Source organism: Sporosarcina pasteurii (assembly GCF_041295575.1).
GTDB classification, from domain to species: domain Bacteria; phylum Bacillota; class Bacilli; order Bacillales_A; family Planococcaceae; genus Sporosarcina; species Sporosarcina pasteurii.
In genome coordinates this window covers 1,472,463-1,495,716 of the sequence record NZ_CP160452.1, presented here as the reverse complement: position 1 = coordinate 1,495,716, position 23,254 = coordinate 1,472,463, and the positions used below count along the sequence as shown (strand labels likewise).

Sequence of the window (23,254 nt, the reverse complement as noted above, 5' to 3'; positions counted from 1 at the left end):
TATGCGTGAAGATCCAAATTCAGTAAAAAAACTGATTTTGGGTCTTCCTTTTTATTATACGACTATCTAAATCCCCCATTACTTTTCATTCTAAAAGTTTAAAGTGACTTCAGAACAAGTGTTCCTGACCCTGAAAAAGCGCATTTTGTTGTAAATAAATCAATATCTATAGCCAATAGCATCTTATAACGAATAAATATCGTTTATAATTACTTTAATTGTTGCCAATTCTAATGTTGCTCGAGTTGTATCTTCATGTTCTATTGCTTTAATAAGCCTATGAATACTAATATTTAAGCCTTCATACTCCCCTTCATCTCCTAATAATTGTAATTTCCATTGTTGGTCATCATATAGCACTTTTAAGTCTTTTGCTTGTTTTTGTAAATAACCCCAATCTTCATAATCAAGGTGTTCCTCAATTTTACTTATATTTTCGTTAAAATAAGTATGACCTGTTATATTTGAACAACCTGCCAGTAAAAGTAAGAGGATTCCAATTAACGTATATTTTTTCTTCAACTAGTGCACCTCCGCTTTGTATGTTTCTTACTATATTGCCCAATAATAAGAAAAGCATAAAAAAAGATGGAGGATTTTACGTGCCAGAATTTTTATTAATACTCATTCGATCCATTGGGGCTTTTCTAATATTATTATTAATGGCCCGCATTATGGGGAAAAAACAGCTTTCACAACTGACATTTTTTGATTATTGTGTTGGTATAACAATCGGATCTATTGCTGCGACAATGTCCGTCGATCAAAATGTTAAGATTTCTAATGGATTTGTTTCATTAATTATTTGGGGCTTGTTTCCTCTCGTTTTAGCCTATTTAGGCATGAAAAATCGAAAGTTTCTACACTTAACAGATGGGAGACCTGCCATTATTATTAAGAATGGCCAAGTGTTAGAAGAAAGTATGAAGAAAAACCAATTGGCAATTGATGAATTAATGATGTTGTTACGTGAAAAGAGTGTTTTTAAAGTAGATGATGTAGAGATGGCTATTTTAGAGACAAATGGCGAACTCAGTATTTTGTTAAAAACTGAGCAACAGCCTGTTACCCCTAAATTATTACGTTTAAAGGTTGAACCCGAAAAAGCACCAACATTGTTAATCGCTGATGGTACGGTTTTAGAACAGAACTTAGCAATGCTTGGTTATTCATCAAAATGGTTATTGAGTGAGATAAAAAAACAAGGTGCATCACAAATTAAGGATGTATTCCTAGCTCAAGTTGATTCAAATGGGAATCTGTATGTTGATTTGTATAATGATAACATGGTTCAGCCTCAAGCCGAGCAACAACCATCATTGGCAGCTCAGCTGAAGCAATTACAAGCTGATTTAGAAAAATTTGCGCCCAAAACTGGAGGTAAACAGACAAAGCAAGTGAACAATGAGCAAGCAAAAAAATTACAAAAGACAATCGAAGATATAATCCCCTACTTAAAATGATTCAAGCGTAAGTAGTATTTAGACTAAATACTATCTTTTACCTAGACTTCTTATTAAATGTAATTTCACCTAAGGTTAAACCCTATTTCAACCTTGTTTCGAGTAACTAGTTAACATGTTGTATCATTTTCCTTAAAGCCTACAAAATTGTCCAGCTAATTTTAGTCATGAATTTAGTTGTCGAAATTTCCGTACTTGAATGCTGTGTAGGTTTATTTTAATTAAAATAAGTATTAACGGCGTATGCTTCATACGCTTTTTATTTTATTGCAGAGGCAGCGCCCCGAACATAATAAGCAAAACATTCCGATTAATCGGGCAACGAGGACACTTCCCTAATAAAAAACACAAATCTAGCTAAACAATTGTGCCATATTAAAAGAATTTGTTATTGTTCAGCCACAACTTCTATTTTGGGGTTGCAATGCAAATTTTAATTCTCCTTAGTTTTAACACTTTGAGACAATAGTTAATAATAGACTTGTAAGCGTTGGTGATTAATACTTTACCTTGAACCCCCTCACCAAGCCAGGATCAATTGAGGTAGATTCATTTGACCTATTAATAGTATCCCACTACGCCAGCTAATTCCCCTTTATGCCAAATTCCCGCCTGAAAACCATCGTTATTATCAGCATGCTGCAATGTATCTTTAATATAGGCCCTTGTATCATCTATCGCTTTGGTGCGATCTATCCAAGACAGCCAATTGCGTAAGGTCTCCATGGAGGAATCAATTAGTAAAAATAAACGTCCTGCATCACACTCATCCAATAGTTTTAATTCAGTGTCTTCGTCTATAGCATAGTTAAACATTATTAATCACCTCCTAATTTTATTGACTAAAAACCTTCGGCAAGAACAAGTGTTCCGCGCCTTGAAAAAGGGCATTTTAGGGTTGATTATTCTCATTATCAATGATTATGAAAAAATATAATTTGATAGACTGATATAGAGATTCCCCAAAATGCATTAACTAGCGAGGAATCAATCATATTAGATTCCCCGCTAGTCAAAATAAATAATGTTATGTATTTTGGATTATTGTTTTATAATTAACTGGATCGGTGTCACCTTCAGTATTAATGATTAAAATACTAGAAGAATCATCAAGTCCTAGACGATACTTAATTTCATTTAATTGATCAATTGTCATTAATTCATGTAATAAACCTAATGGTACCGCCCCAGATTCCCCAGAGATGATTTTGACATCATGATGAACAGGTGAACTTAAAACGCGCATTCCCTTTGCACTAATTGAGTCATCACAAGAGAAGAAATAGTCACTAGTTCTTTTTAAGATTTCCCATCCAATTGGGTTAGGTTCTCCACATGCAAGTCCCGCCATCATCGTAGAAAGATTCCCATATACACGTTGCGCTTCTCCTGTTGTGCTTTGTGCAGATTGATAAAAACAATCCGCCTCTGACGGTTCAACTATTATGATCTTAGGGGCCGAATCTGACGCTGAGTGAGAAATAGCGGCGGCGATGGCTCCAGCAAACGAACCTACTCCAGCTTGAAGAAAAACATGGGAAATCTCACGAAATGATAATTGTTCTACTATCTCCGCAACAATTGTTGTATAGCCTTGCATGATAGCAAGAGGAGTCTTTTCATACCCTTCCCAAGCAGTATCCTGAACAAGAATCCAGTTATTCTCTTTGGCAACGCTTGCGATATGTTGAACCGTATCGTCATAATTCATATCTGTAATTTGCGCATCTGCACCAAGTTCTTGAATTGCCTTTAAACGCATTGTTGAAGAGCCTTTTGGTAAATAAACCTTTGCTTGCTGCCCAAAGAGATTTGCGGCCCATGCTACGCCCCTCCCATGATTCCCCGCAGTAACTGTTGCAAATGTGGATTTTGGTAAACTGTTAACATGTTCTAATAATATTGGAAAACTTATTTCGTTTTGATTAAGCGAAAGTTTCTCAGCAAAATGAGAGGCTATCGCATAGGAAGCCCCTAACCCTTTAAAAGCATTCAGTCCAAACCGTTTTGATTCGTCTTTTATATAAACACCTTTTAGTCCTAAACAATCTGAGAGGCCAGATAAAGAATGAAGTGAAGTAAATTCATATCCGGGTATACTAGTATGAAAGTTGAAAGCTTTTTCCATTTCTTTTTCAGAGAAACTGAGCAATTCTTGTATAGCAGGTCCTGCTTGTTTATGCTGATTATCAACCCATTTAATATGATTGTTCATTTTATAACCCCCATGCGATATCCTACAACGTTTTCTCGCTTTTCAAATACCATTTAAACCATCTGCCATGTCTAGCTTCATCAAAGACGATATAATACTGCCACATAGCACCCGTGTTCAATATTATGTTTAACTCCTTTGTACTCCTTCTCTAAATAAGTCAGAAGTTCATCTAGAATATTCTCTCTCTCTGCTTCATTAAAACCAGATAGCCAAGAAAGAGAACCGACTCTTCCGCACCATTCTTCATTTGAAAAAGTTACGTTGTAGTGAAACTTATAAGTGTCTTGTAAATCAAATTGATGTTCCCGCCATTCCTGAAACCATTCAACAGGAAAGCTGTTAATCATCTGTTTTGCTTTGGATTTGGAACCTGCAGATTGCAGTTCACCTTAAGGCATATGATTTTTAATCATGTCAAGTGTGTCTTTTACAACTTTACTTTTTGATAAAAATCCTGAATCCATAATAATCAGTGATCCGTCTTCTTTTAAAATTCTTTTAATTTCAGAAAGGGTCTTTTCGGCATCAAACCAATGCCAAGCTCTTAATACTGTTATAAGATCATATGTGTTATCAGGTAAGGACGTAGCCTCTGAGTAAGTATTTTTATACTCAATCATATATCCTTCCTCATTATCAATTTCTTTGGCTTCTTCTATTAGTTCTATCGACGGTTCCACGCCAACAACAGATGCCCCTTCCTGTTGTAGAGCCCTACATAATACGCCTGACCCAGAACCTAAATCTGTGACCTTTTTGTCATTAAATACAATTCCTCTCAGTTTTAAGCCCTCCAATAGTTCAGAAGGTAAATTATTTCTAAATCTAGCGTAATTTTTTGCGACATTACCGAAGTCAACTTTCATGGATATCCCCCTTAAACTCCATATAATTCTTCAAAATCCGATCGTAATATACTTAATAAATCCAAATCCTCAAACTCTCGCCCTTTTTTAACGTCATGCCTTAATGTTCCTTCAAATTGAAAACCTATCTTTTCCATTACTTTTCTAGAGGCGGGATTTCTGGACATACAGCGTCCGTATATACGCTCTAATCCAAGTTTTTCAAAACCGTATCCAATCATAAAAGACGCTACTTCAGTTGCGTACCCTTTCCCCCACTCATTCTTATCAATAAAATAGGCGATTTCTGCCTTTTGATGACTGTTGGAAATACTGACCAGACCGCAATTTCCTATGTATTTCTCTGGATTTCCCTTTGTAAAAACTGCAAATTCCGCCTGTGACACTACTGGATATATAACATCTGCAAATTCATGTTTATATGGTTTTAATAGCAACCGCTCTGTTTCTAATCGCATTTTTCTTCCTCCATTCAGCGTTGATCCCATCTTGGCTTGTCTCAAAACTCAAGCCCGGTGATGTGGATTAAATAGTTAGGTTAATTGCTCTGATTTTGTTTTCTTTTATAGAAATAAAAAAGATTAAAAGCACTGAAGAAAGCTACTATCAACCATAGCCATTTCAAAGGCTGGTTATAGTTAAAAGCAATAATAGAATTCGTGACTAAAAGAATGGCAACAACAACCGAGAGATTAAATCTTGTTTGATTAGACATTTCTTTCATCTCCGTTCTAGGATTGCACCAATCTGGCACTTATATTTCAGGTGGTCGCACTATTTGTTAGGAATCGCTCTCATTTGTTGAATACTCACAATTGAAGTATATTATAACATAAGGAATCCAGTTTTCAGAAAATATCTAAAACCATATATGATAGATAAGAAGAGAATTAAAAAAAGAAATGTAGAGAGGAGTCAAATATGATACAACGGCTTAAAATAGGTGACAAAATTGGCGTTTATTCACCTTCATCTCCTGCAACTGTCACGGCAAATAAACGTTACTTGCGGGCTAAACATTTTTTAGAATGGAGATATTTTATTGCTTGAGGATTGTATGAAAAATGCTTCGACCGTTGAGAAAAATTTTGCCATGTTAAAGCTGCATGGTGTATTTGACAAAGTAGCAGGCATTATTTTAGGTAAACATGAACAATATGATGATCTAGGAACAGGAAGAAAACCACTGGAAATATTATTAGAGCAACTTGACGGAAAAGATATTCCGATTTTAGCTGATTTTGATTGTTGTCATACACATCCTATGCATCCTTTAGCAATCGGTAAGAAGGTAAAGTTAGATGCAACAAAGAAGAAAGTATATTGTACGGAGAAATGGATTTAAATTAATGCGTTTAATATCTGTTTCATCCGACTCTTTAATCATGGTAATTGACTTTATTAATTATATAAGAGTTTAAACCCGAATAGAACAATTGTTCCGGAGGTTAGAAAAGGCCATTTTTACTTTCTGATTCCGCCGCTTAAGGACACTAAAAGATCGGCATGATGGTCATGATTATGCAGCATGAAGACGCTAGTTATATACATGTTTGAAGATTAGGGACGAATTAATAGATAAACGGATAGTAAAAATCAGAATAGAAAAATCATCCACTCTAGGCAATGAAGCCTCTAGTGGATGATTTTTGGAAAGGTCTTTATCGTTAACTCTCAACTCCAATAGAATCTGTCCCTTTCAGTCCCCTTTTTTCCATTGGTCTTCTACGATCAATCTTTATTATCTTAATCTCGCGTCTTCGTTGAATAAACAAGATTGAAATAATCAGCACCACACCGATCCCATCGGATAATAAACCCGGGTAAATTGTGAGAAGTCCACCAGCAATGAGTGCGATGCGTTCCACAATTGTAGCCTTTGTAATTAACCAACCAATTACACCAGCAGCTAGTATAATCACACCTATCAATGCGGTTAAGATCGAGATAATGATTTCCCCCGGCGCCCCGTCCATCAATAGTGAAGGTTCAAAAACAAACATAAATGGAACAATAAAACCGACTAAACCTAGACGAACAGCTTCCAGTCCTACTCGGTTCGGGTTACTACCAGAAATCCCTGCGGCGGCAAAGGCTGCGACCGCAACGGGTGGAGTGATTGCTGAAAAGATAGAAAAATACACAATGAACAAATGGGCAGACATCGTCGAAACACCTAATTCAATTAATGCCGGTGCCGCTAGCATTGCAGTTAATATATATGCTGCTGCAACAGGCATCCCCATTCCTAAAATGATACAAATGAGCATAACGAGTATTAAAGTAGGGAATAACATCCCTTCAGTTAAACTAAGAACAATACTCGTTAACTTTCCGCCAAGACCCGTCGACATAATCCCCGCTATGACTAATCCTGCTACAGCACATGCCGTTGAAACAGGGATAGCTGATTTTGCACCATCAATCATCGCATTGATAATTTCTTTTAACCCCATACGTGTCTTTTTACGGAACCAACTAACAATGACGATAGAAATGATGCCGTAGAATCCTGTTCTAGAAGCACTATACCCTTGCATTAGAAAAAAGACCAATACAAGTAAAGGAATAAAATAGAACCATCCTTCCCTTAAGACTGTAGAAATCTTTGGAATATCCTCCTTAGCAGCTCGGGGTAAATCTAGTCGAAGTGCTTCGAAATGAACCATCGTTAACAAAGAGGCATAATAAAGAATTCCAGGAATAATCGCAGCCATCACGATGAATCCATAGGGCACTTGTGTAACGGCTGCCATTAGAAAGGCAGATGAACCCATAATCGGTGGTAATATACTTCCACCTGTAGAGGCGGATGCTTCCACTGCTGCGGCAAAGGATGGTTTGTAACCGGTTTTCTTACTGACAGGAATTGTGAAAGATCCAGTTGTCACAACATTTGCTGTTGGGCTTCCAGATATAGAACCAAAAAATGTACTAGCAAGTACAGCAACTTTTGCGGTTCCACCCTTTGTTCTTCCTGCAACAGCTGTAGAAAGTTTGAAAAAGAACTCGCCAGCCCCTGCCTTATTTAAAAATGCACCAAACAACATGAACATAAATACGAATGATGCTGCAACGGAAATGGGCGACCCCCACAAACCATTAAAGCTAAATGCCAATTCATCTAATACATCTACAGGCGAAAATGCCCGATGCCACATAAGGCCTTCTAATCTATGGCCCCATAATGCATAACCAATGCCAACGAAGACAATCACAATAATAGGATAGCCAATCGTTCTTCGTGCAGCTTCAATACTCAGAAGCACAAACACCAAGCCAAAAAACAAGTCAAAGTTCGTTAATGGCTCCATAATTGGAATTCTTACAGCAAAGCGGTCCGCATGAAGGGTGAAATAAATCCCCGCCGCAAAAGCCAATATGGCAGAAACATAATCGATAATCGTCGGTCGTGTTAAACCGGTATTTTTAGAATAGCTGTATATCAAAAATGTAAGGCTTAAAATAAATGCCAGATGAATTGCCATTTGATTCATAGGATTTAGTTTACCCCAGACAACAGACCAAATTTGAAAAATCGCTAATGAAAATGCAAGGAGAGTAAATATCGTTAGATGAACATTCGATAATTCTCGCTTTTCTCCTTCAGTAAACCATCCGATAAATCTATTTTTAATGTTCACGACACAATCCACTTCCTTAAGAGATTCATGCTTATCTTAGTTAAGCATGCCCGCTTCCTTGAAAAACTTCTCTGCGCCAGGATGAAGGGGTACTTGCCCAACTTCCATCATATTGTCAGCTGTTAAATTTTTAAATTCTTCATGTACGGTCCCAAGATAATCAAAGTTATTATAGATTGCTTTTGTGATTTGATAGACTTCCTCTTCCGGTACATCCTTATGAACAATTAAAATCGCTGGCGTATACAATGTATCGATATCGTCTTCTAAAAAATCATAGCTACCCGCTTGAATTGTCCCAGTTGCCATTCCAAGATTGTCCGATACCGCCTGCATCACTTCTTTATCGAATGAAAGCATTTTTAAATCAATCGTAGTAGAAGCTTCAATCATACCGCTTGAAGGGACTGATACAGCATCTCCAGTAGCATCAATTCGTTTATCGGCCATCAGTTCAAATGTTTTGGAATCACTTAGGTGATCAACAGAACCGCCCCAGGAAATAATGTCTTCATAAGTAACGTTATATTCTTTTAAGATATTTCTTGTTATTATTTCCCCCGCTGAACCTTGCTGATCCACGGCCAATCGAATGGGAGCTTTTTGATTAATGATGTCATCAAATGTCTCATATGGTGTATCGACCCTAGCAATAAATTGATAGTAATTCCCAGGGATTACGACACTAATGGCGCGGATATCTTCATACGCCTCGTCATAGGGCTCCGCGCCTGTATAGGCCGCATAGGCAGTCATCGCATAAGAAATACCAAATGAAACAGCATTTGTTCCGATAGTCGGTGGATTTTCCACAATTCCGCCGGGCTCGACAGTCACGATTGCTCCCTTGTTTTCTCTACGGATAGATTCAGCTACCCCTTCCGTAAATACAGACCATGCCCCCCCTGTACGTCCACCAATGATTGTTGTTTGTAATGATTGAGATGTAACTCCCTTCTCTGATTCTCCATTATGTACTGCTTTCTCATTACTGCACGCGACGATAAACAAAATGCTGAATAACATAGTAAGTAAAATGAAGTTTCGTTTCATCGTATACTTCCTCTTTCAATCCGATTATTTTCTTCTAAGACTTGTAAACTAATATCGAGTGCTTTAACCGAATGTGTTAAAAAACCTAATGATATGTAATTGACACCAGTTCCATGGTAAGTTGCCAAATTTTCCATTGTAATTCCACCCGAAGCCTCTGTGATGATGGTTTCTGGCACATACTGAACAAACTCCTTCACTTCTTCAGGTGTTCGATTATCAAACATAATCACGTCGGCTCCTGCTTCAACTGCTTCCAGTACTTCTTCTTTCGTTTCTGTTTCTACTTCAATTTTTACCATATGGCCAATTTTATCTCGCACGCACTGCACTGCTTTCGTAATAGAACCTGCAAATGCAATATGATTATCTTTAATCATAACGCCATCATATAATCCTTGCCTGTGATTTTTTCCGCCACCGCTTACGACGGCATATTTATCAAACATACGCAGTCCTGGAATCGTCTTTCTTGTATCACAAATTTGAATGGAAGAATCATCTAGCATTGCCACGCTTTCATTTACAACTGTCGCAATACCGCTCATCCGCTGCATGAGATTTAATATGACCCTTTCCCCCGTAAGTAAATGTGCGATTGGCCCCGTCACTTCCGCAATTATATCCCCACATGTCACCGCATCGCCGTCTTTAAGATATTCAGTCACTTGAATAGAACGGTCTAATAAATGATAAGCTTCTTTAATAACCCCTAGACCCGCAATAATTCCATCTTCCTTGGCAATGAACACGCCTTTTCCTATCTCCGTTAGTGGGAAAATCGTTTGGCTAGTAATATCCTGATCACCAATATCCTCCAATAAAAAGGCTTGTAATTGTGTTCGTAATTTTAATTGATTCATAACCCATCTCCCTTTCGTTGTGAAAACCTTCACAATTCGTCAGACAGTTTTCCAATGATAACAATCAAAATACTTTTAACCACACCACTGTCTTGACACCTATATTTACATATATTTATTAAAATAGCAAGTTAATATTATGTAATAAACTTAGGAATACTTTTCAAAAAAATACAAAAAACGGCCATCGCTATCATCTAGCAAAGGCCGTTTTTTATTTAAATGACTTAAACTCTTAGTGAGCCGCGGAAACCTCTTGCAGCATAATAGGATTCCGCTCCGTTATGATAAACAAAAACAGTATCGTAGCGATAATCACAAAAAATCGCACCACCAAGTTCTCTAATTTTATCTGGCGTTTTTACCCAACTTGAAGATTTCATATCAAAATTTCCAAGGCTTTGTAACTGACGATACTGTTCTTCTGTTAAAATTTCAATGCCCATGTCTGCAGCCATATCCATTGCGTTATTTTCCGGTTTATGCTTCTTTCTTGACTCTAATGCTTCACGGTCATAACACACACTTCTGCGCCCTTTTGGACTTTCTTTTGAACAGTCATAAAAAATGTATTCACCTGTTTCTTTATCTAGGCCAACAACATCTGGTTCTCCGCCTGTATGCTCCATTTCATGAAGCGACCATAATTTTTCAGGATTTGCTGCTAATTTCTCTTCAATTTGATCCCAATCAAGTCCCTCGTGACGGTCCATATTTTTTTCAAAACGATTCTTTAATTTATTTAATAAATCTTCACTTTGATCTGCAGTCAGTTTTCTTGCATGAGTTTGTGTCATGTTTCTTTCCTCCCATATATATGTAATCGATTTTTATTTTACATGACATACTACCATCCCGCCATCCTCAAGTAGTTAATACACGGCTCTAGCTGAAATTCAATATTTATTTCCAATATGGTTCTTGCCTCTAAAGGCTATTACCCTGTAGTTCGCATGCTTAAATTAAACAAACTTGAATTTCATATAAGCTTACATCATCGAACTCTCATAAAGTTTGACGATATCATCGAACTTTTGATATATTCGACTATATAATCGAACTTGTTCGTGTAATCAATTAGGAAGGAGCTGTTTTTGCATGTCGAATGAAATCTCAGTTTTCATCATGGACGTTAGTCGCTCGTCTAAAAAAAATGTCGGGAGCGAATTGAGTGCGTATCTCCAAGAAGTAGTAGTTAATCTTAAAGACTGGACAGAAAAGGCGGGTCCTATTCACGTTTCTCACCGTGCTGGAGATGAACTAGTCGTTGTATGTAGGGGTTATGCAACCGCCTATACGCTTGCATTCTATTTAAGTCGTATTTGGAAATACCCTGAACATAAACCATATTTTGGTCTTTCATTTGGGGAGATAGATGATGACATCGACTCGTTGAATATCGAAACTTGGATACATCCATTAATGAAACAGGCTAGAAAGGCCAATGAAATTCTAAAAAGCCAACAAGTCCGAATGCAATTTCGCTTTGCACTACCAGGTTTATCTAATGGAAATAGTTACGAAGTTTTTAGCAAGCAATTCGAAACATTATTCAATACGAGCTTAACTTTAAAACAGGAACAAATTAACGAACAAACAGATATACAGTCCCTCGTTTGTTCATTGTATTTGATTGTGGGCCAACAAAATAAAGTAAGCAAATATCTGGGAAGAACAACCTCAACCATCTCAAGTCATATGAAAAAAGGTAAAGCTGAGTTGATTTTGAACACTTTTCACGACATTGTCAATGTGTTGAATTCATTAGAACAGAATACTGCCGATCATCAAATTGCTACACTACAAAAAAATATTAGACATGAGATAACCAATCGACTCCAAGAGTATTTTCCTTGGGAAAGGAGCTCGAAATGACCGTTTTATTATTGCTTCTCGCACATTTAATTGCTGATTTTTGGCTGCAGACAGACATAATGGTGAATAATAAAATAAAGCATATAAAGAAACATATCTTTCATCATGTCTTAACAGCGGGCGTTGCACTTGCTATTATTTGGCGTTATCAATACGCGTTTAGTGATTTTATAGGCTATTTCATTTTCCCTATACTATTCATTTGTTTCACTCACTTGTTAATTGATTTACTGAAAATTAAACTAGTAGATTCGATTAAACGACCGACAAATGACAATTTGAGCAAACTTGGATTTTTCTTGTTCGATCAACTTTTACATGTATTAATGATTCTTTTCGCGTGTAACCTATTCTTTCACATGCCAGTCACAGAATTACTTGAAAGCTTGATAGAATTATTTGGGACAGGCAGATTGAGTACAATAAACACATTATTTTTTGTCGTAATCATTTTTATTTTAGCGACGAGTGTTAGTGGCCATATCGTAAAATTTATCGTTGGTTCTTTGCCATCCGAACTAGCAAATTTTGAGGGGGAACTGACACTTAAAAGTCAAATGATTGAAGCGAAAGACAGAATTCGGCCTAAAATGGAAAGTAGTTTTACGGAAGAATATCATTACTATACATACTCTACCCCGCTTCGCTCGCGTGGCAAGCTAATCGGTTATTTAGAAAGATTACTCGTTATTGTTTTAACGGTCATTGGGGCATACCCATCTATCGCATTCATAATTGCTGCAAAGTCAATTGCACGATTCAAACAGCTCGATGATCGAAACTGGGCAGAATATTTTTTGTTAGGTACATTGTCTTCCATCTTCCTAGGATTGGTGCTTGGACTGATTGTTCAAGGAATCCTATTATAAATAGAGACGCGTTATACTCCTGGAGATTTAACCATAGTACGCAAGATGCATTGTACAATAAAAATAGGTCGCCGATATTAGAGCATCAGGCGACCTATTGGAATAGCTAATTCCCTTTAGGGGTTTAGTTTCATTTATGGAAATAGTTCTTAAAATTTAATTGCAATAGTTATTGTTCTTCACTTCAAAGTAAAGATAATAATGATGAGCGCATCTTTCATTGAAAGATGATTCACAGGATAAACAATGATTTATAGAGAGATATTCATTAATTGTATGTTCTCTTCTACAAACACCACAAAGAATCGCTTTTTCATTAAATTCATCTTTTGGCCATACAGCAATCGGATGATGCTCTAACTCTTCGTGACACTTGTAGCAAGGATAATATTTATTGCAACATTTAAATTTGATGGCGACAATATCCTTATCTGTATGGTAATGTTTGCATCGTGTCTGATTGTCGACAATTCGACCAAATACCTTTACCATCTAAGAATTCCTCATCATTCCACTTCTGATAAAATCTTCAAATTTGCTAATCGTTCGACTGCTTGTTCTAATGCAGTCACTTCTTGAACGAGTGCGATGCGGACATAGCCTTTTCCTTCAGATCCGAATATGCTGCCAGGAACCATCACGACCCCAGCTTGTGCAATCACTTCGAATACAAAATCGATATCATTCATCTCATACGGGTACTTTGCCCATACAAACATGCCGCCATCTGAAGGTGTGACGGTCCAACCGATTCTTTTTAGTCCATCTGTTAATGTTAGATGGCGTTGTTTAAAAGTTTGTCGTAAGCGTTCTGTAATTTCTTCAGCATTATCCAAAGCCATTGCGCCTGCTTCTTGAATAGGCTCGAATGTTCCATAGTCTAGATTAGATTTGAATTCTTTCATAATGCGAATGACTTCTGCATTCCCTACCATATAAGCGATTCGTGCCCCTGCTAAACTAAAACTTTTAGACAGTGAATTAATTTCAATTCCGACATCTTTAGCGCCAGGTATCGAAAGAAAGCTAAAAGGTCGATCTCCTTTGAAATAAAACTCAGAATAAGCTGCATCGTGCAAAACGATAATATTATATTTCTTAGCAAAAGCGATTACTTTCTCAAAAAATGCTGTTGTTGGCATGGATGGTACCGGGTTCCCTGGTAAATTTAAAATTAGCATTTTCGCTTTTTGCGCGATGTCTTCTGGAATGGCATCTAAATCAGGCAAGAAGTTATTTTCCGCGCGTAAAGGCATTTCATAGGGAAGTGCTCCTGCTAATTTTATCCCCGCTTCGTAGGCAACATAAGCAGGATTAGTCGTTAACACAATATCCCCTTCATCACAAAAGGCGAAAGGCAGATGGACAAGCCCTTCTTGAGAACCCATCGTTTTTAAAATTTCAGTATCTGGATCCAGTATTACGTTTGATCGTCTTTTATAATAATTCGCGACAGCATCATGAAAACGTTTCGTTCCCCCAAGCGTATAACCGTATGAATTTTCCAAGGCACTTTTATCTGAAAGCACTTGTCTTACTTGTTCAGCTGGAGGCAAGTCGGGGCTTCCTAAACTCAAGTTAATAATTTCAGTACCTTTTTCTTTTTTGCGTTCTGCCGCTGCTTTTAATTCTCCGAAAATGGCAGGTTTGAAAATTGACATTTTTTGTGAAGGTTCGATTCTCAATCTATTACTTCCCTTCTATGTATTTGTATATAAAAATTAGTTTACCATAAACTTTGTACTGAATGTGCGGTTGTTAAGAATTAGTGACTTATATTTTTGTACCTAACTCATTCCTCTGGCTACTGCAATCATTATTTTTAACGCTTCTTATTGACGATTCATTCGAATTCTCCATGCTTTTTAATAGCCAATCATGACTTGTATTCAAAACTTGAAACTAAAAAGTCGTTCGATGTCTATAGATCGAACGACTGATGTGATAAGTTTATAATAAAATACCGGCTTTATTCCTTTTTATCCGCGAATTTATTAACTGGATAGGCCTGCATTTTGCTAACGCGGAACTTATAAATTCCAATCAATAAACAAAACCATACAGGTGTGAAGAATAAAGCAATACGCGTATCGTCAGCAAGCCCGAGAACAACAGCTACAAATAAAAGAAAAGCTAAAATTAAGTAGTTTGTAATTGGAAAAAGCGGCAATTTAAATATACTTTTCTTCGCCAATTCAGGTCTAGTTTTACGGTATTTCATATGACTTAAAACGATAATACCCCAAATGAATATGAAACATACGGTTGCAATACTTGTAATAAGCGTAAATACGTTTTCCGGCATGACGTAGTTCAAAACAACTGAAATTAAAATGACGGCGGTTGATGTTAATAATGCATTTGCAGGCACTTTAGTCTTTGTAAGTTTTGTCATTGTCGCAGGTGCATTATTCGTTTTACCAAGCCCATACATCATACGACTCGTACTAAAAATCGCACTATTACCGGCAGAAGCTGCGGATGTTAAAACGACAAAGTTTATAACGCCAGCTGCACCTAAAATTCCGATTGCCGCAAAAACCCTTACAAACGGGCTTTCAGTAGGACTCACTTCATACCATGGATAAATACTCATAATGACGGCGAGTGATCCTATGTAGAAGATTAGTATTCTAATCGGAATATTATTGATTGCTTGCGGAATCACTTTTTCAGGATTCTTTGTCTCGCTAGCTGTTAAACCAACGAGTTCAATGCCTGCGAACGCGAATACAACCATTTGAAAGGACAGAATAAATCCATAAGCCCCATTTGGGAACATCCCATCATGTGACCATAAATTAGTAAAACTAGCTGTTCCAACGTTACTCGTAAAACCAGTGAAAATCATATACAAGCCAACGACAATCAACGCTAGAATGGCAATGACTTTGATTAGCGCAAACCAGAATTCCATCTCACCGAACAGCTTAACAGTCGCTAAGTTCATAAATAATAAAACAACAAGCGCAATTAACGCAGGCATCCATTGTGGAACAGTTGGAAACCAATACTGAATATATATGCCAACAGCTGTTAAGTCTGCCATTGCGATTGAAACCCAACAAAACCAATACGTCCATCCTGTAATAAAGGCGGCCATATTGCCAAAATAATCTTGAACAAAATCTACAAATGAATTATAGTTCAAGTTCGATAATAATAACTCGCCAAGCGCTCTCATAATGAGAAAGCCAATTATACCTGTAATGATGTAGGCAAATAAGATAGAAGGTCCAGTTAAATGTATTGATTTACCTGCACCTAAAAACAACCCTGTCCCGATTGCCCCACCAATCGCGATAAGCTGCACATGCCTATTTTTTAGACCGCGGTCTAATGTTTGCTCTTGCATATAAATTCCCCCACTTCGTTCTCCCTTTTTACAACAGATGGTATTGATCATTTACTGTACATTTAAATGATTTACCAAATTTTCCTAATAATTTCCTTAATAAAACATTATCATATAAAAGTAAAAAAATCTCTCCCATTACTAATAAACTATTATTAAAATTATTTGGAATAGTAAATACTCATAGAGTCATGAATACAATTATTCTCTTTTGTATGAAGTAACAGCAATTCGTCATAATCTGGTTATTGCGATCAAAACTATACTACCAAAATAAAACGACCATTAAAAGCGCTGTATTCATAAAAAAAGAATATGGTACAAGCGTATTTTGCTCTTAATGGGAAAAGATAAGGAATAAGAGGTGATTTATATGAGATTGAGCATAAAAACTTTAGTAGTCCTTTGTTTAATTTTTTCTAACAGTCTCCACTCAGACGCAAGCTCACATCTTGTAAAAGTAGCATTTAGTCGAGACGGCTATTTGTGGATAATAGTGGATGAGGATGAACAGAAAATTACAGATGAAAGAGCGACTTATAATTATCCACCACAATGGTCTTTTGATGGAAAAATGCTGCTCTATCAAAAAGAAGTCACACGTGAAAATTTAGAAACTCAAAATGAAATTTGGGTGTATGAACTTGAAACAGAGAGACATCGTAAAATCTTTTATGATGGGTACAATCCTAAATGGTCTCCAATAGAAAATATTATTTCCTTCAATAGTGGCGGTGTATTAAACATCTCTAATTTATCAGGATTCTACAACATTGCACTAGGTGTGGACGATTATGAGTGGCATCCGGACGGCAAAGGCTTTATTGCTTCTTCTAGCGCTTCCCTTCGTCCAGACGGTTGGACACACCCAGTCCTTTATACAATTTCGATTGAGGAAGGTTATCAGGATATTACCGATTTGACAAAACATGTTAAGAAGTTATTCGTCATTCCAAAAGAAGTGGGCATAGGAAATACTAAAATCCTTTCAATAAGCGCAGAAAAATTTGCTTATTCTCCTAATCAACAATGGATTTCTTTCATTATTTCCCCGACTGCTTCATGGTCGATGGATAGCGATATGCTAGCGATTATTTCTGCGGATGGCAAAGAATTCGAAGTAATTGATGAAGTTATCCTTGAGTTTACTCCGAAATGGGCATTCAAGACTAATTTACTCGGCTATATTGCTGGCGGCGGACGGATTGTATATGGGTTTAAAAATAAGGATTTGAAAGTGACCGAATTCCCTACAGAGAAATCAGTCAAGCTAACCCCCAAAAACTATGCGGAAATGGGGTTTACCTGGGTCAATGATTCATCACTGATTGTTTCTAGAGTGCCCGAAAGTGAATGGTCAAATTCAGCAGAAGAACGACCAGATCCCTCTTTATATTTTTTAACCCTCACTGGACAGAAACAAATCCAAATAACGACACCGCCAGAAAATGAAGGTGATTATAACCCCATATTTTTATCTGCAATCCATAAAATTACTTGGTTAAGAAAAAGTGATATTGCAAATGAAAAAGCAGATTTATATATCGCTAATTCGGATGGAAGCGATGCAAAAATTTGGGTGAAAAATATAGAATCGTATAGTTTTTTTAGTTCTAACCATTAAGTACTCAACCATTCTCGCGATTACTTAGCGGAAACCGTGATGCTCTTTTAAATACCTCAATCGATAGGCGTTCTTTGCAGTTTCCCCCAGTTGATCCAGTAAGTTATAATTCGCAAATGCGCCTACGATTGCCCCGAATCCAGGAATTAACTGAAACATTTTCACCAAATCGATATGGTCACGATATTCTTGTTGAAAGTCTCTCCAGTCCATATCAGCAATTAAGTATTTTTGTTGCTCCCAATTCTCAATCGTGGCGAGTGTCTCTCTTCGTATTACATCGCTTGAAAAAGCGAGTTGGAATACATGCAATAAGAAAAGACGCTCTTCATATTTGTTTGTATCAAATCCATAAACCGCAGCTACTTCATAGAGAAATTTCATCTTAATGGATAACAATAATGGAAAATCGGCAAGACCAAGTAAGATTCCTCCAGCTCCCGTTCCAGCACCTTCAACGACAGCTGCCTTGCGGAAAGCAACAAGTTTATCCATCATTAATTCATCACGCTCATAAAGACTAAAGCCTGTTGCCTGCTGTTTTCTCGTTGTAAAGTTTGAACCAACTAGTGTTGCTTTCACCATGTTTTTAACGCTTTCCGAAATGACATGGTGAACCTTTTCAGGAATGAATGTATTCACTTTTGTTTGAGTTTTTTTGGACATTCGACTTACAAGACTAGACCGCCTGGTTATTTTTCGTTTCCAAAGCTCTAATTCTTGCTCTACTTTTAGTGTATAGTCAATCATCCGCCAGCCTCCCTTTATCCGTTTGTACTCCTAATACTATATTTCGCATTAGTCAATTTGGGCTTTAATTACTCTTTTTTTATAATACGATGTTTATGGCCTTGTTTTTTACTATTTTCGATATCAATAAACCGAACGCTATATTCTATAACATCATTTACATAAACATTGTTTTTCACTGCAAAAGTACGTATTTTTTCTAATAAATCTCGATCGTAAGTCGTTTTATATTGCACCCGATCTTTTGGTCTTTTCTTTTTATCTATCGTAATCGCACCAAGTGTTAGTATCTCTTTTAATCCTGTTTCTAGTAAATAGTTTACATGTGTATGATTTTCTTTTGCAACATCTCTTAACTTATTTAAAATAGACTTACTAATATTTGTCCTAAATTTCACCCTAGATTCATCTGTTACATGAACGAGTTTTCCATTTATATTTTTCCACATGTTTTCATCACCTTATTTCATATATTTTCTCTTTCCTTGATAACTATAACAATATTAATTGCGTTAGTTATATAAATTGGAGTGGAGCTTTATGTATCATTATAATAGTGCAGCGCCCCGAACATAATAATATTATGTGTATGTCTTTAAAGAAGTAACTACTTTTATAAGTAGTTACTTCCTCTTATTATTGATTATACCACTTTTCTCGCTCACTTTTCTCTCGAGCATTCGGAGTCATTGGTTCTTTTTTAGGTGTCATATTGCCAATTTCAGCCAACTCTTGAGAAATTTCTTCTTTCATATTCGGCGCTTTTTTAGTGATGGCCTTGTCTGACACAACTTGTTTGGGCAGCAGGTTATATTCTTCTTCTTTCATGAACTTCCCTCCCATAATAAAATTCCTTGAATGCACATGGAGATTACGTTAACTACGAATAGCCTTTAATACTAATCCCTTGGCACAAATGTTTTACAGTCCGTTTCTTCACTACTTTTTGCACGTTTTCCTTTTTGGCTCACAACATAAATCGATTTTGCGCTACATTTATTACCGTTACTCCAAAACTTACAATTACTCACTTCACATAAAATTTCTTGTGCCATTGCTTCCACCTCCTTACTTCTATCTTGAGCTTGACATGGGTAATAAATACGTAACATTTTTTTCATCATACTTTTCGAATTATCATCCACAATATAATAGAATAATTCATTTCAAAAAAGTGTCATTTTGTTTTAACCAACAAATACTTGGCCATTAACAGTGAATGACATTGTCGTTCTTTCAATTAATCCAACTGAAACTGATTTTTGAGTTATGTTTTAAATTTTCCTTTTAGGAAATAATGTATACGACCACGAATAAATGAAATCAACAGCAAACACGATGATCCATAGGACGCCAATATGATAAGCTGTTTCATTGGCATAAGGGGACGCTTCAAACCTTCCCTCTGTAAACCAAGACCAATCTTTTATATACGGTAGCATTTCACTCATATGATTCGTCCCGTAACTCCATAGCAGCCATTGTCCCGCAATAAATATGACTGTATGGGTCATTGAAGAAATACGGTACTTCTTCGCAACGTATTTAGAGTTTTTTTGTCGTTTCAATATCCTAGTATCTTTTTCTGTTAATAAAGATGTTCCTCTCCATTCGCCAACCTTCTTTCGCATCCAGCGATCCAATTTAAGAAAGTCAAGAACACCAAATGTACAAGCATAAAGGATAAAAATGAGTACGACGATTTGAAATGTCGAAATTTCATTTGTTTCTGTATAAACGAGAATTGCAAGCAGTCCTTCTAGTAGCAGCAAAGCGATAAAAGTAAGTATCATGATTGTACTCACTTTTCGTTTATTCAAAAAATAACGAAAGACACCAAATAATAGCAATGAGACAAGTGAAAGTATCTCGATTATAATAAAAATGCCCCATTGATGACTCACGATGAATGCCAATTTCATCTCACTCCTTTCCATTTCTTCGGTAAGTACGATACAAATGCTTTCGAAAGAGATTCAAAAAAACCGTTTTGACAATTAATGCTCAAAACGGTTTAATTTAACTACTTTTCCCTACATTTTTTACAAACATCAATCGTTCCATTTTCTGTTTGGTATGGATACAATAATTTAATTCTTGTTCGATTGCATTTTGGACAGTTCCCTCTTCCACGGGCAGGAAGTTTTATTAATGATTTACCACGATTTCTTTTCGCCACTTGAATCCTCTCCTTACTAGAAAAGCGTTTCTATCTAGTAAATGACAGGTTGATGAAAAAATTGACGAAAAATAATCATTTATTTTAATTAAGAAATGGTCACCCGGTCTGTATCTTTCAATGCTCTTAAGGATTCTGCACCAATGCCAAACATCGCAATTTTCAATTCTAATTCTCGTGTTTCCATTACTTTTAATACTTCTTCTGTTGAGGCAGTCGCTTCTTTCAAAATCGAACGGCCAAATCCGACCATATCGGCACCCAACGCAATCGCTTTTGCCGCCTCTACACCATTTTTTAATCCCCCACTCGCAATGATTGGTACATGTGGCAGTTCACTTCTCACAGATTGGATACAATCTACAGTCGGGATCCCCCACTCCGTAAATGCTTCAGCCGCAATTCTTTTAACGTCTTCTGTTGTGCGGTATTTTTCTATTTGACTCCACGAAGTACCGCCAGCACCAGCAACGTCAATAAAAGAGATCCCTACGTCAGTTAATTGCTTCGCAGTCTGCCCGTCAATTCCCCAGCCAACCTCTTTTACTCCGACAGGTACAGATAAGGATGATGTCAGTTTCTCGATTTTTTTTAATAACCCTTTAAAATTTACATCTCCTTCAGGTTGAATTACTTCTTGGATGCTATTTAAATGTAATACGAGTGCGTTCGACTCTGTCCACTCTACTATTTTCTTACATTCATCTACACCAAAACCGTAATTTAATTGTACTGCCCCTAGATTTGCGATGATTGGGATTGTCGGCGCAATTTTTCTTAATTGAAACGAAGAGCGGTATGCTTCACTTTCAATCATTGCACGCGTCGATCCCAAAGCAAATGCCCAGCCTTTTTCCTCGGCTGCCTCTGCCAAATGATGATTGATTGTTCCTGCAAACTTTGCACCGCCCGTCATTGAACTAATTAAAAAAGGCGTTTTACAGTTATGCTGTAAAAAACTCGTTTCAATTGTTATTTCGTTAAAATCGATTTCGGGTAAAGCATTATGTACGAACCCGACCTTTTCAAACCCAGTCGTAATTGTAGTTCCTGTTACTTTTTCTTCTAATGAAATTTGTATATGTTCTGTTTTTCGTTGATGTATGGAATGAGACATGTAACAACGCCACCTTTTCTAAATCACTTTCGTTACTTTATTATAACCGATTTACCGGTCATCATCATGAATATGATTTTTTCACTATACATAGTATACGTTAACAATAATAAGGATTGGAGGATTTTATGCATTACCTCTCTCGTTTTGCCCATAATTTCCCAAGCAAACATAGAAGCGATGATAATCATGAGCAAAAGGCTCATCACAATAATCCTTTATTGCAAAATGAACATCCAAATCCAGAAGAACATTTATTCCCACCTGTCAATACGAGCCAATTTAATGCCTCTGCGAAAGAATATAAAGCTTTATTGAAAGAAGCTCAAATACTGATTGAAAAAATTCTCAATTCCCCAGATTTTGCACAGACACTCATGCATGAAGCGCAATTATCTAACCAGCAAAAAGTTGATGAGTTGATTGCTTCTACTGGAATTACCTTAAAGGTAAAGACAACATATAGCCCTTCTAGTGTCCACATCGAAATTTTCAGTGAAGAATCTAAAAGTGGCTGTTGTATATTAGAAATGAAATTATATTGGTGAACTTATATCGTCTTTTAGCGACGCTTCCTTTTGAAAAGTAACCACAGCAATAGAAATGTAATTAGGGCAACCCCTTCTAAAGATAGTAAATACCAAGGATAAGGGCCCAAATAATCGATTAAGCTACCATTTTTAGGTTTCCCATTTAAAAACATATAATTGCTCTTGGCGATGGTATTAAATAAATAGACAAGAATTGCGATCACATTTAGAGTGATCATCGTTTGAATAATACCTTTGAATGTAGGCCGATATCCCTTTACCCATGTAAAATAAAACGCCGTGACAATAATTCCTATATGTGTATAGAAAAAATGAAAGAATCTAAAATGAGGAAAATCGAGTTCTAAATCAGGTGTAACAATCGCTTGTAGCGCTCCACCAACTCCTGCGAAAAATACAAATGGATAAAGTTGTCGTTTATTCATCCATAATAAGACTACTGCAACATATAAACTCATACTGCATAACTCAAGTGGTAATGAATAACGAGCATCCCATTTCCCCGACATCGCCATCCATACATAATAAAGCCATTCCATCGCTAACAATGATAATGCAAAAATCTGTTGAAACCTTTCTCCGCGCTGTCGGCTCATCCCCCCGCGTTTGCTGGACACCCAGACGAGTAGAATTAAAAAAATCATGATCATAATCGCGATCACATGCGGAGTAGAAAACATAATAAACGATGTTCCACTTTTTCCACCCAACACTTTCCCTCATTTCATCTCATCTATTCTTCGCAAATTACAAGTATGTTCATTTATTATGTATGAATCATGATATCTTTCCTTCCTCTAGAATAGCATATTAGAGACGATGAATTA

General features: G+C 36.7%; 26 protein-coding genes and 1 pseudogene. 6 read left to right on the top strand and 21 right to left on the bottom strand.

Annotation, left to right across the window (positions count from 1 at the left end; translation table 11 throughout):
- Nucleotides 1-183 precede the first annotated feature (183 nt).
- Nucleotides 184-522: a DUF4363 family protein gene (locus tag AB1H92_RS06875; protein WP_115361211.1), complete on the bottom strand. Its 339-nt coding sequence runs from the start codon at nucleotides 520-522 to the stop codon at nucleotides 184-186.
- Nucleotides 523-602: 80 nt separating this feature from the next.
- On the opposite strand from AB1H92_RS06875, the gene AB1H92_RS06870 reads away from it, so the two are divergent.
- Nucleotides 603-1,463 (top strand): DUF421 domain-containing protein, encoded by an 861-nt coding sequence (locus AB1H92_RS06870; protein WP_115361213.1) that lies wholly within the window; start codon nucleotides 603-605, stop codon nucleotides 1,461-1,463.
- A 561-nt stretch (nucleotides 1,464-2,024) separates the two neighbouring features.
- On the opposite strand, the gene AB1H92_RS06865 is transcribed toward AB1H92_RS06870, so the two are convergent.
- The 5 genes from AB1H92_RS06865 to AB1H92_RS06845 form a co-directional block, all read right to left on the bottom strand.
- Nucleotides 2,025-2,279, bottom strand: coding sequence for a hypothetical protein (locus tag AB1H92_RS06865; protein ID WP_115361215.1), 255 nt, complete (start codon nucleotides 2,277-2,279; stop codon nucleotides 2,025-2,027).
- 211 nt (nucleotides 2,280-2,490) lie between these two features.
- Nucleotides 2,491-3,678, bottom strand: coding sequence for a diaminopropionate ammonia-lyase (locus AB1H92_RS06860; RefSeq protein WP_115361216.1), 1,188 nt, complete (start codon nucleotides 3,676-3,678; stop codon nucleotides 2,491-2,493).
- A gap of 80 nt (nucleotides 3,679-3,758) precedes the next feature.
- Nucleotides 3,759-4,028, bottom strand: a complete 270-nt coding sequence (locus tag AB1H92_RS06855; protein ID WP_115361218.1) for a hypothetical protein — start codon at nucleotides 4,026-4,028, stop codon at nucleotides 3,759-3,761.
- 42 nt (nucleotides 4,029-4,070) lie between these two features.
- Nucleotides 4,071-4,547, bottom strand: coding sequence for a class I SAM-dependent methyltransferase (locus AB1H92_RS06850; RefSeq protein ID WP_115361220.1), 477 nt, complete (start codon nucleotides 4,545-4,547; stop codon nucleotides 4,071-4,073).
- Nucleotides 4,548-4,558: 11 nt separating this feature from the next.
- Nucleotides 4,559-5,005 (bottom strand): GNAT family N-acetyltransferase, encoded by a 447-nt coding sequence (locus AB1H92_RS06845; RefSeq protein WP_115361222.1) that lies wholly within the window; start codon nucleotides 5,003-5,005, stop codon nucleotides 4,559-4,561.
- Nucleotides 5,006-5,577: 572 nt separating this feature from the next.
- Here AB1H92_RS06845 and AB1H92_RS06840 point away from each other — a divergent pair.
- Nucleotides 5,578-5,892 (top strand): annotated as a pseudogene (locus tag AB1H92_RS06840) (LD-carboxypeptidase); the annotation flags it as partial.
- Between the two features lie 322 nt (nucleotides 5,893-6,214).
- Here the strand turns inward: AB1H92_RS06840 and AB1H92_RS06835 are convergent.
- From AB1H92_RS06835 to AB1H92_RS06820, 4 genes are all read right to left on the bottom strand, one after another.
- Nucleotides 6,215-8,191, bottom strand: a complete 1,977-nt coding sequence (locus tag AB1H92_RS06835) for a TRAP transporter permease (protein WP_166739493.1) — start codon at nucleotides 8,189-8,191, stop codon at nucleotides 6,215-6,217.
- 36 nt (nucleotides 8,192-8,227) lie between these two features.
- A complete protein-coding gene (locus AB1H92_RS06830) occupies nucleotides 8,228-9,244 on the bottom strand; it encodes a TAXI family TRAP transporter solute-binding subunit (protein WP_115361225.1) in 1,017 nt (338 codons plus the stop codon).
- Nucleotides 9,241-10,107, bottom strand: a complete 867-nt coding sequence (gene nadC, locus AB1H92_RS06825; RefSeq protein ID WP_115361227.1) for a carboxylating nicotinate-nucleotide diphosphorylase — start codon at nucleotides 10,105-10,107, stop codon at nucleotides 9,241-9,243. The genes AB1H92_RS06830 and nadC overlap by 4 nt, the downstream gene beginning before the upstream one ends.
- Nucleotides 10,108-10,334: 227 nt before the next feature.
- The gene (locus tag AB1H92_RS06820) at nucleotides 10,335-10,904 is read right to left on the bottom strand and encodes a DUF4256 domain-containing protein (RefSeq protein WP_115361228.1); all 570 of its coding nucleotides are present in this window, start codon (nucleotides 10,902-10,904) and stop codon (nucleotides 10,335-10,337) included.
- 301 nt (nucleotides 10,905-11,205) lie between these two features.
- Between AB1H92_RS06820 and AB1H92_RS06815 the strand changes: the two genes are divergently transcribed.
- Nucleotides 11,206-11,982, top strand: coding sequence for a hypothetical protein (locus AB1H92_RS06815; protein ID WP_115361230.1), 777 nt, complete (start codon nucleotides 11,206-11,208; stop codon nucleotides 11,980-11,982).
- Complete coding sequence (locus AB1H92_RS06810) at nucleotides 11,979-12,851, top strand: DUF3307 domain-containing protein (protein WP_115361232.1); 873 nt, start codon at nucleotides 11,979-11,981, stop codon at nucleotides 12,849-12,851. Before AB1H92_RS06815 ends, AB1H92_RS06810 begins: the two co-directional genes overlap by 4 nt.
- A 156-nt stretch (nucleotides 12,852-13,007) precedes the next feature.
- Here AB1H92_RS06810 and AB1H92_RS06805 read toward each other — a convergent pair whose 3' ends face one another.
- The 3 genes from AB1H92_RS06805 to AB1H92_RS06795 all read right to left on the bottom strand — a co-directional run bounded on the left by AB1H92_RS06805 (nucleotide 13,008) and on the right by AB1H92_RS06795 (nucleotide 16,206).
- Entirely contained in the window at nucleotides 13,008-13,343 is a 336-nt protein-coding gene (locus tag AB1H92_RS06805) for a CHY zinc finger protein (RefSeq protein ID WP_115361234.1), read from the bottom strand.
- A 14-nt stretch (nucleotides 13,344-13,357) separates the two neighbouring features.
- Nucleotides 13,358-14,536, bottom strand: coding sequence for an aminotransferase class I/II-fold pyridoxal phosphate-dependent enzyme (locus AB1H92_RS06800; protein WP_115361236.1), 1,179 nt, complete (start codon nucleotides 14,534-14,536; stop codon nucleotides 13,358-13,360).
- Between the two features lie 284 nt (nucleotides 14,537-14,820).
- A complete protein-coding gene (locus AB1H92_RS06795; RefSeq protein WP_115361238.1) occupies nucleotides 14,821-16,206 on the bottom strand; it encodes an amino acid permease in 1,386 nt (461 codons plus the stop codon).
- A 484-nt stretch (nucleotides 16,207-16,690) separates the two neighbouring features.
- Between AB1H92_RS06795 and AB1H92_RS06790 the strand changes: the two genes are divergently transcribed.
- Complete coding sequence (locus AB1H92_RS06790; RefSeq protein WP_134268490.1) at nucleotides 16,691-17,830, top strand: TolB domain-containing protein; 1,140 nt, start codon at nucleotides 16,691-16,693, stop codon at nucleotides 17,828-17,830.
- Nucleotides 17,831-17,854: 24 nt separating this feature from the next.
- Here the strand turns inward: AB1H92_RS06790 and AB1H92_RS06785 are convergent, their stop codons facing one another.
- From AB1H92_RS06785 to fni, 7 genes are all read right to left on the bottom strand, one after another.
- On the bottom strand, nucleotides 17,855-18,580 hold the full coding sequence (locus tag AB1H92_RS06785) for an EcsC family protein (RefSeq protein ID WP_115361242.1): 726 nt from the start codon (nucleotides 18,578-18,580) through the stop codon (nucleotides 17,855-17,857).
- 68 nt (nucleotides 18,581-18,648) lie between these two features.
- Nucleotides 18,649-19,029 carry an rRNA methyltransferase gene (locus tag AB1H92_RS06780; protein WP_115361244.1) on the bottom strand — a complete coding sequence of 127 codons (381 nt, stop codon included), beginning with the start codon at nucleotides 19,027-19,029 and terminating at the stop codon, nucleotides 18,649-18,651.
- 187 nt (nucleotides 19,030-19,216) lie between these two features.
- Nucleotides 19,217-19,408: a hypothetical protein gene (locus AB1H92_RS06775; protein WP_115361246.1), complete on the bottom strand. Its 192-nt coding sequence runs from the start codon at nucleotides 19,406-19,408 to the stop codon at nucleotides 19,217-19,219.
- Between the two features lie 71 nt (nucleotides 19,409-19,479).
- Complete coding sequence (locus AB1H92_RS06770) at nucleotides 19,480-19,635, bottom strand: DUF1540 domain-containing protein (protein ID WP_115361248.1); 156 nt, start codon at nucleotides 19,633-19,635, stop codon at nucleotides 19,480-19,482.
- Nucleotides 19,636-19,854: 219 nt separating this feature from the next.
- The gene (locus AB1H92_RS06765) at nucleotides 19,855-20,502 is read right to left on the bottom strand and encodes a hypothetical protein (protein ID WP_166739492.1); all 648 of its coding nucleotides are present in this window, start codon (nucleotides 20,500-20,502) and stop codon (nucleotides 19,855-19,857) included.
- A 101-nt stretch (nucleotides 20,503-20,603) separates the two neighbouring features.
- Nucleotides 20,604-20,759 carry a hypothetical protein gene (locus tag AB1H92_RS06760; protein ID WP_166739491.1) on the bottom strand — a complete coding sequence of 52 codons (156 nt, stop codon included), beginning with the start codon at nucleotides 20,757-20,759 and terminating at the stop codon, nucleotides 20,604-20,606.
- An 88-nt stretch (nucleotides 20,760-20,847) separates the two neighbouring features.
- Nucleotides 20,848-21,876, bottom strand: coding sequence for a type 2 isopentenyl-diphosphate Delta-isomerase (gene fni / locus AB1H92_RS06755; RefSeq protein WP_115361252.1), 1,029 nt, complete (start codon nucleotides 21,874-21,876; stop codon nucleotides 20,848-20,850).
- A gap of 128 nt (nucleotides 21,877-22,004) precedes the next feature.
- On the opposite strand from fni, the gene AB1H92_RS06750 reads away from it, so the two are divergent.
- Nucleotides 22,005-22,424 (top strand): hypothetical protein, encoded by a 420-nt coding sequence (locus AB1H92_RS06750; protein WP_115361254.1) that lies wholly within the window; start codon nucleotides 22,005-22,007, stop codon nucleotides 22,422-22,424.
- A gap of 14 nt (nucleotides 22,425-22,438) precedes the next feature.
- On the opposite strand, the gene AB1H92_RS06745 is transcribed toward AB1H92_RS06750, so the two are convergent.
- Nucleotides 22,439-23,137: a TIGR02206 family membrane protein gene (locus tag AB1H92_RS06745; RefSeq protein ID WP_115361257.1), complete on the bottom strand. Its 699-nt coding sequence runs from the start codon at nucleotides 23,135-23,137 to the stop codon at nucleotides 22,439-22,441.
- Between the last annotated feature and the right edge of the window lie 117 nt (nucleotides 23,138-23,254).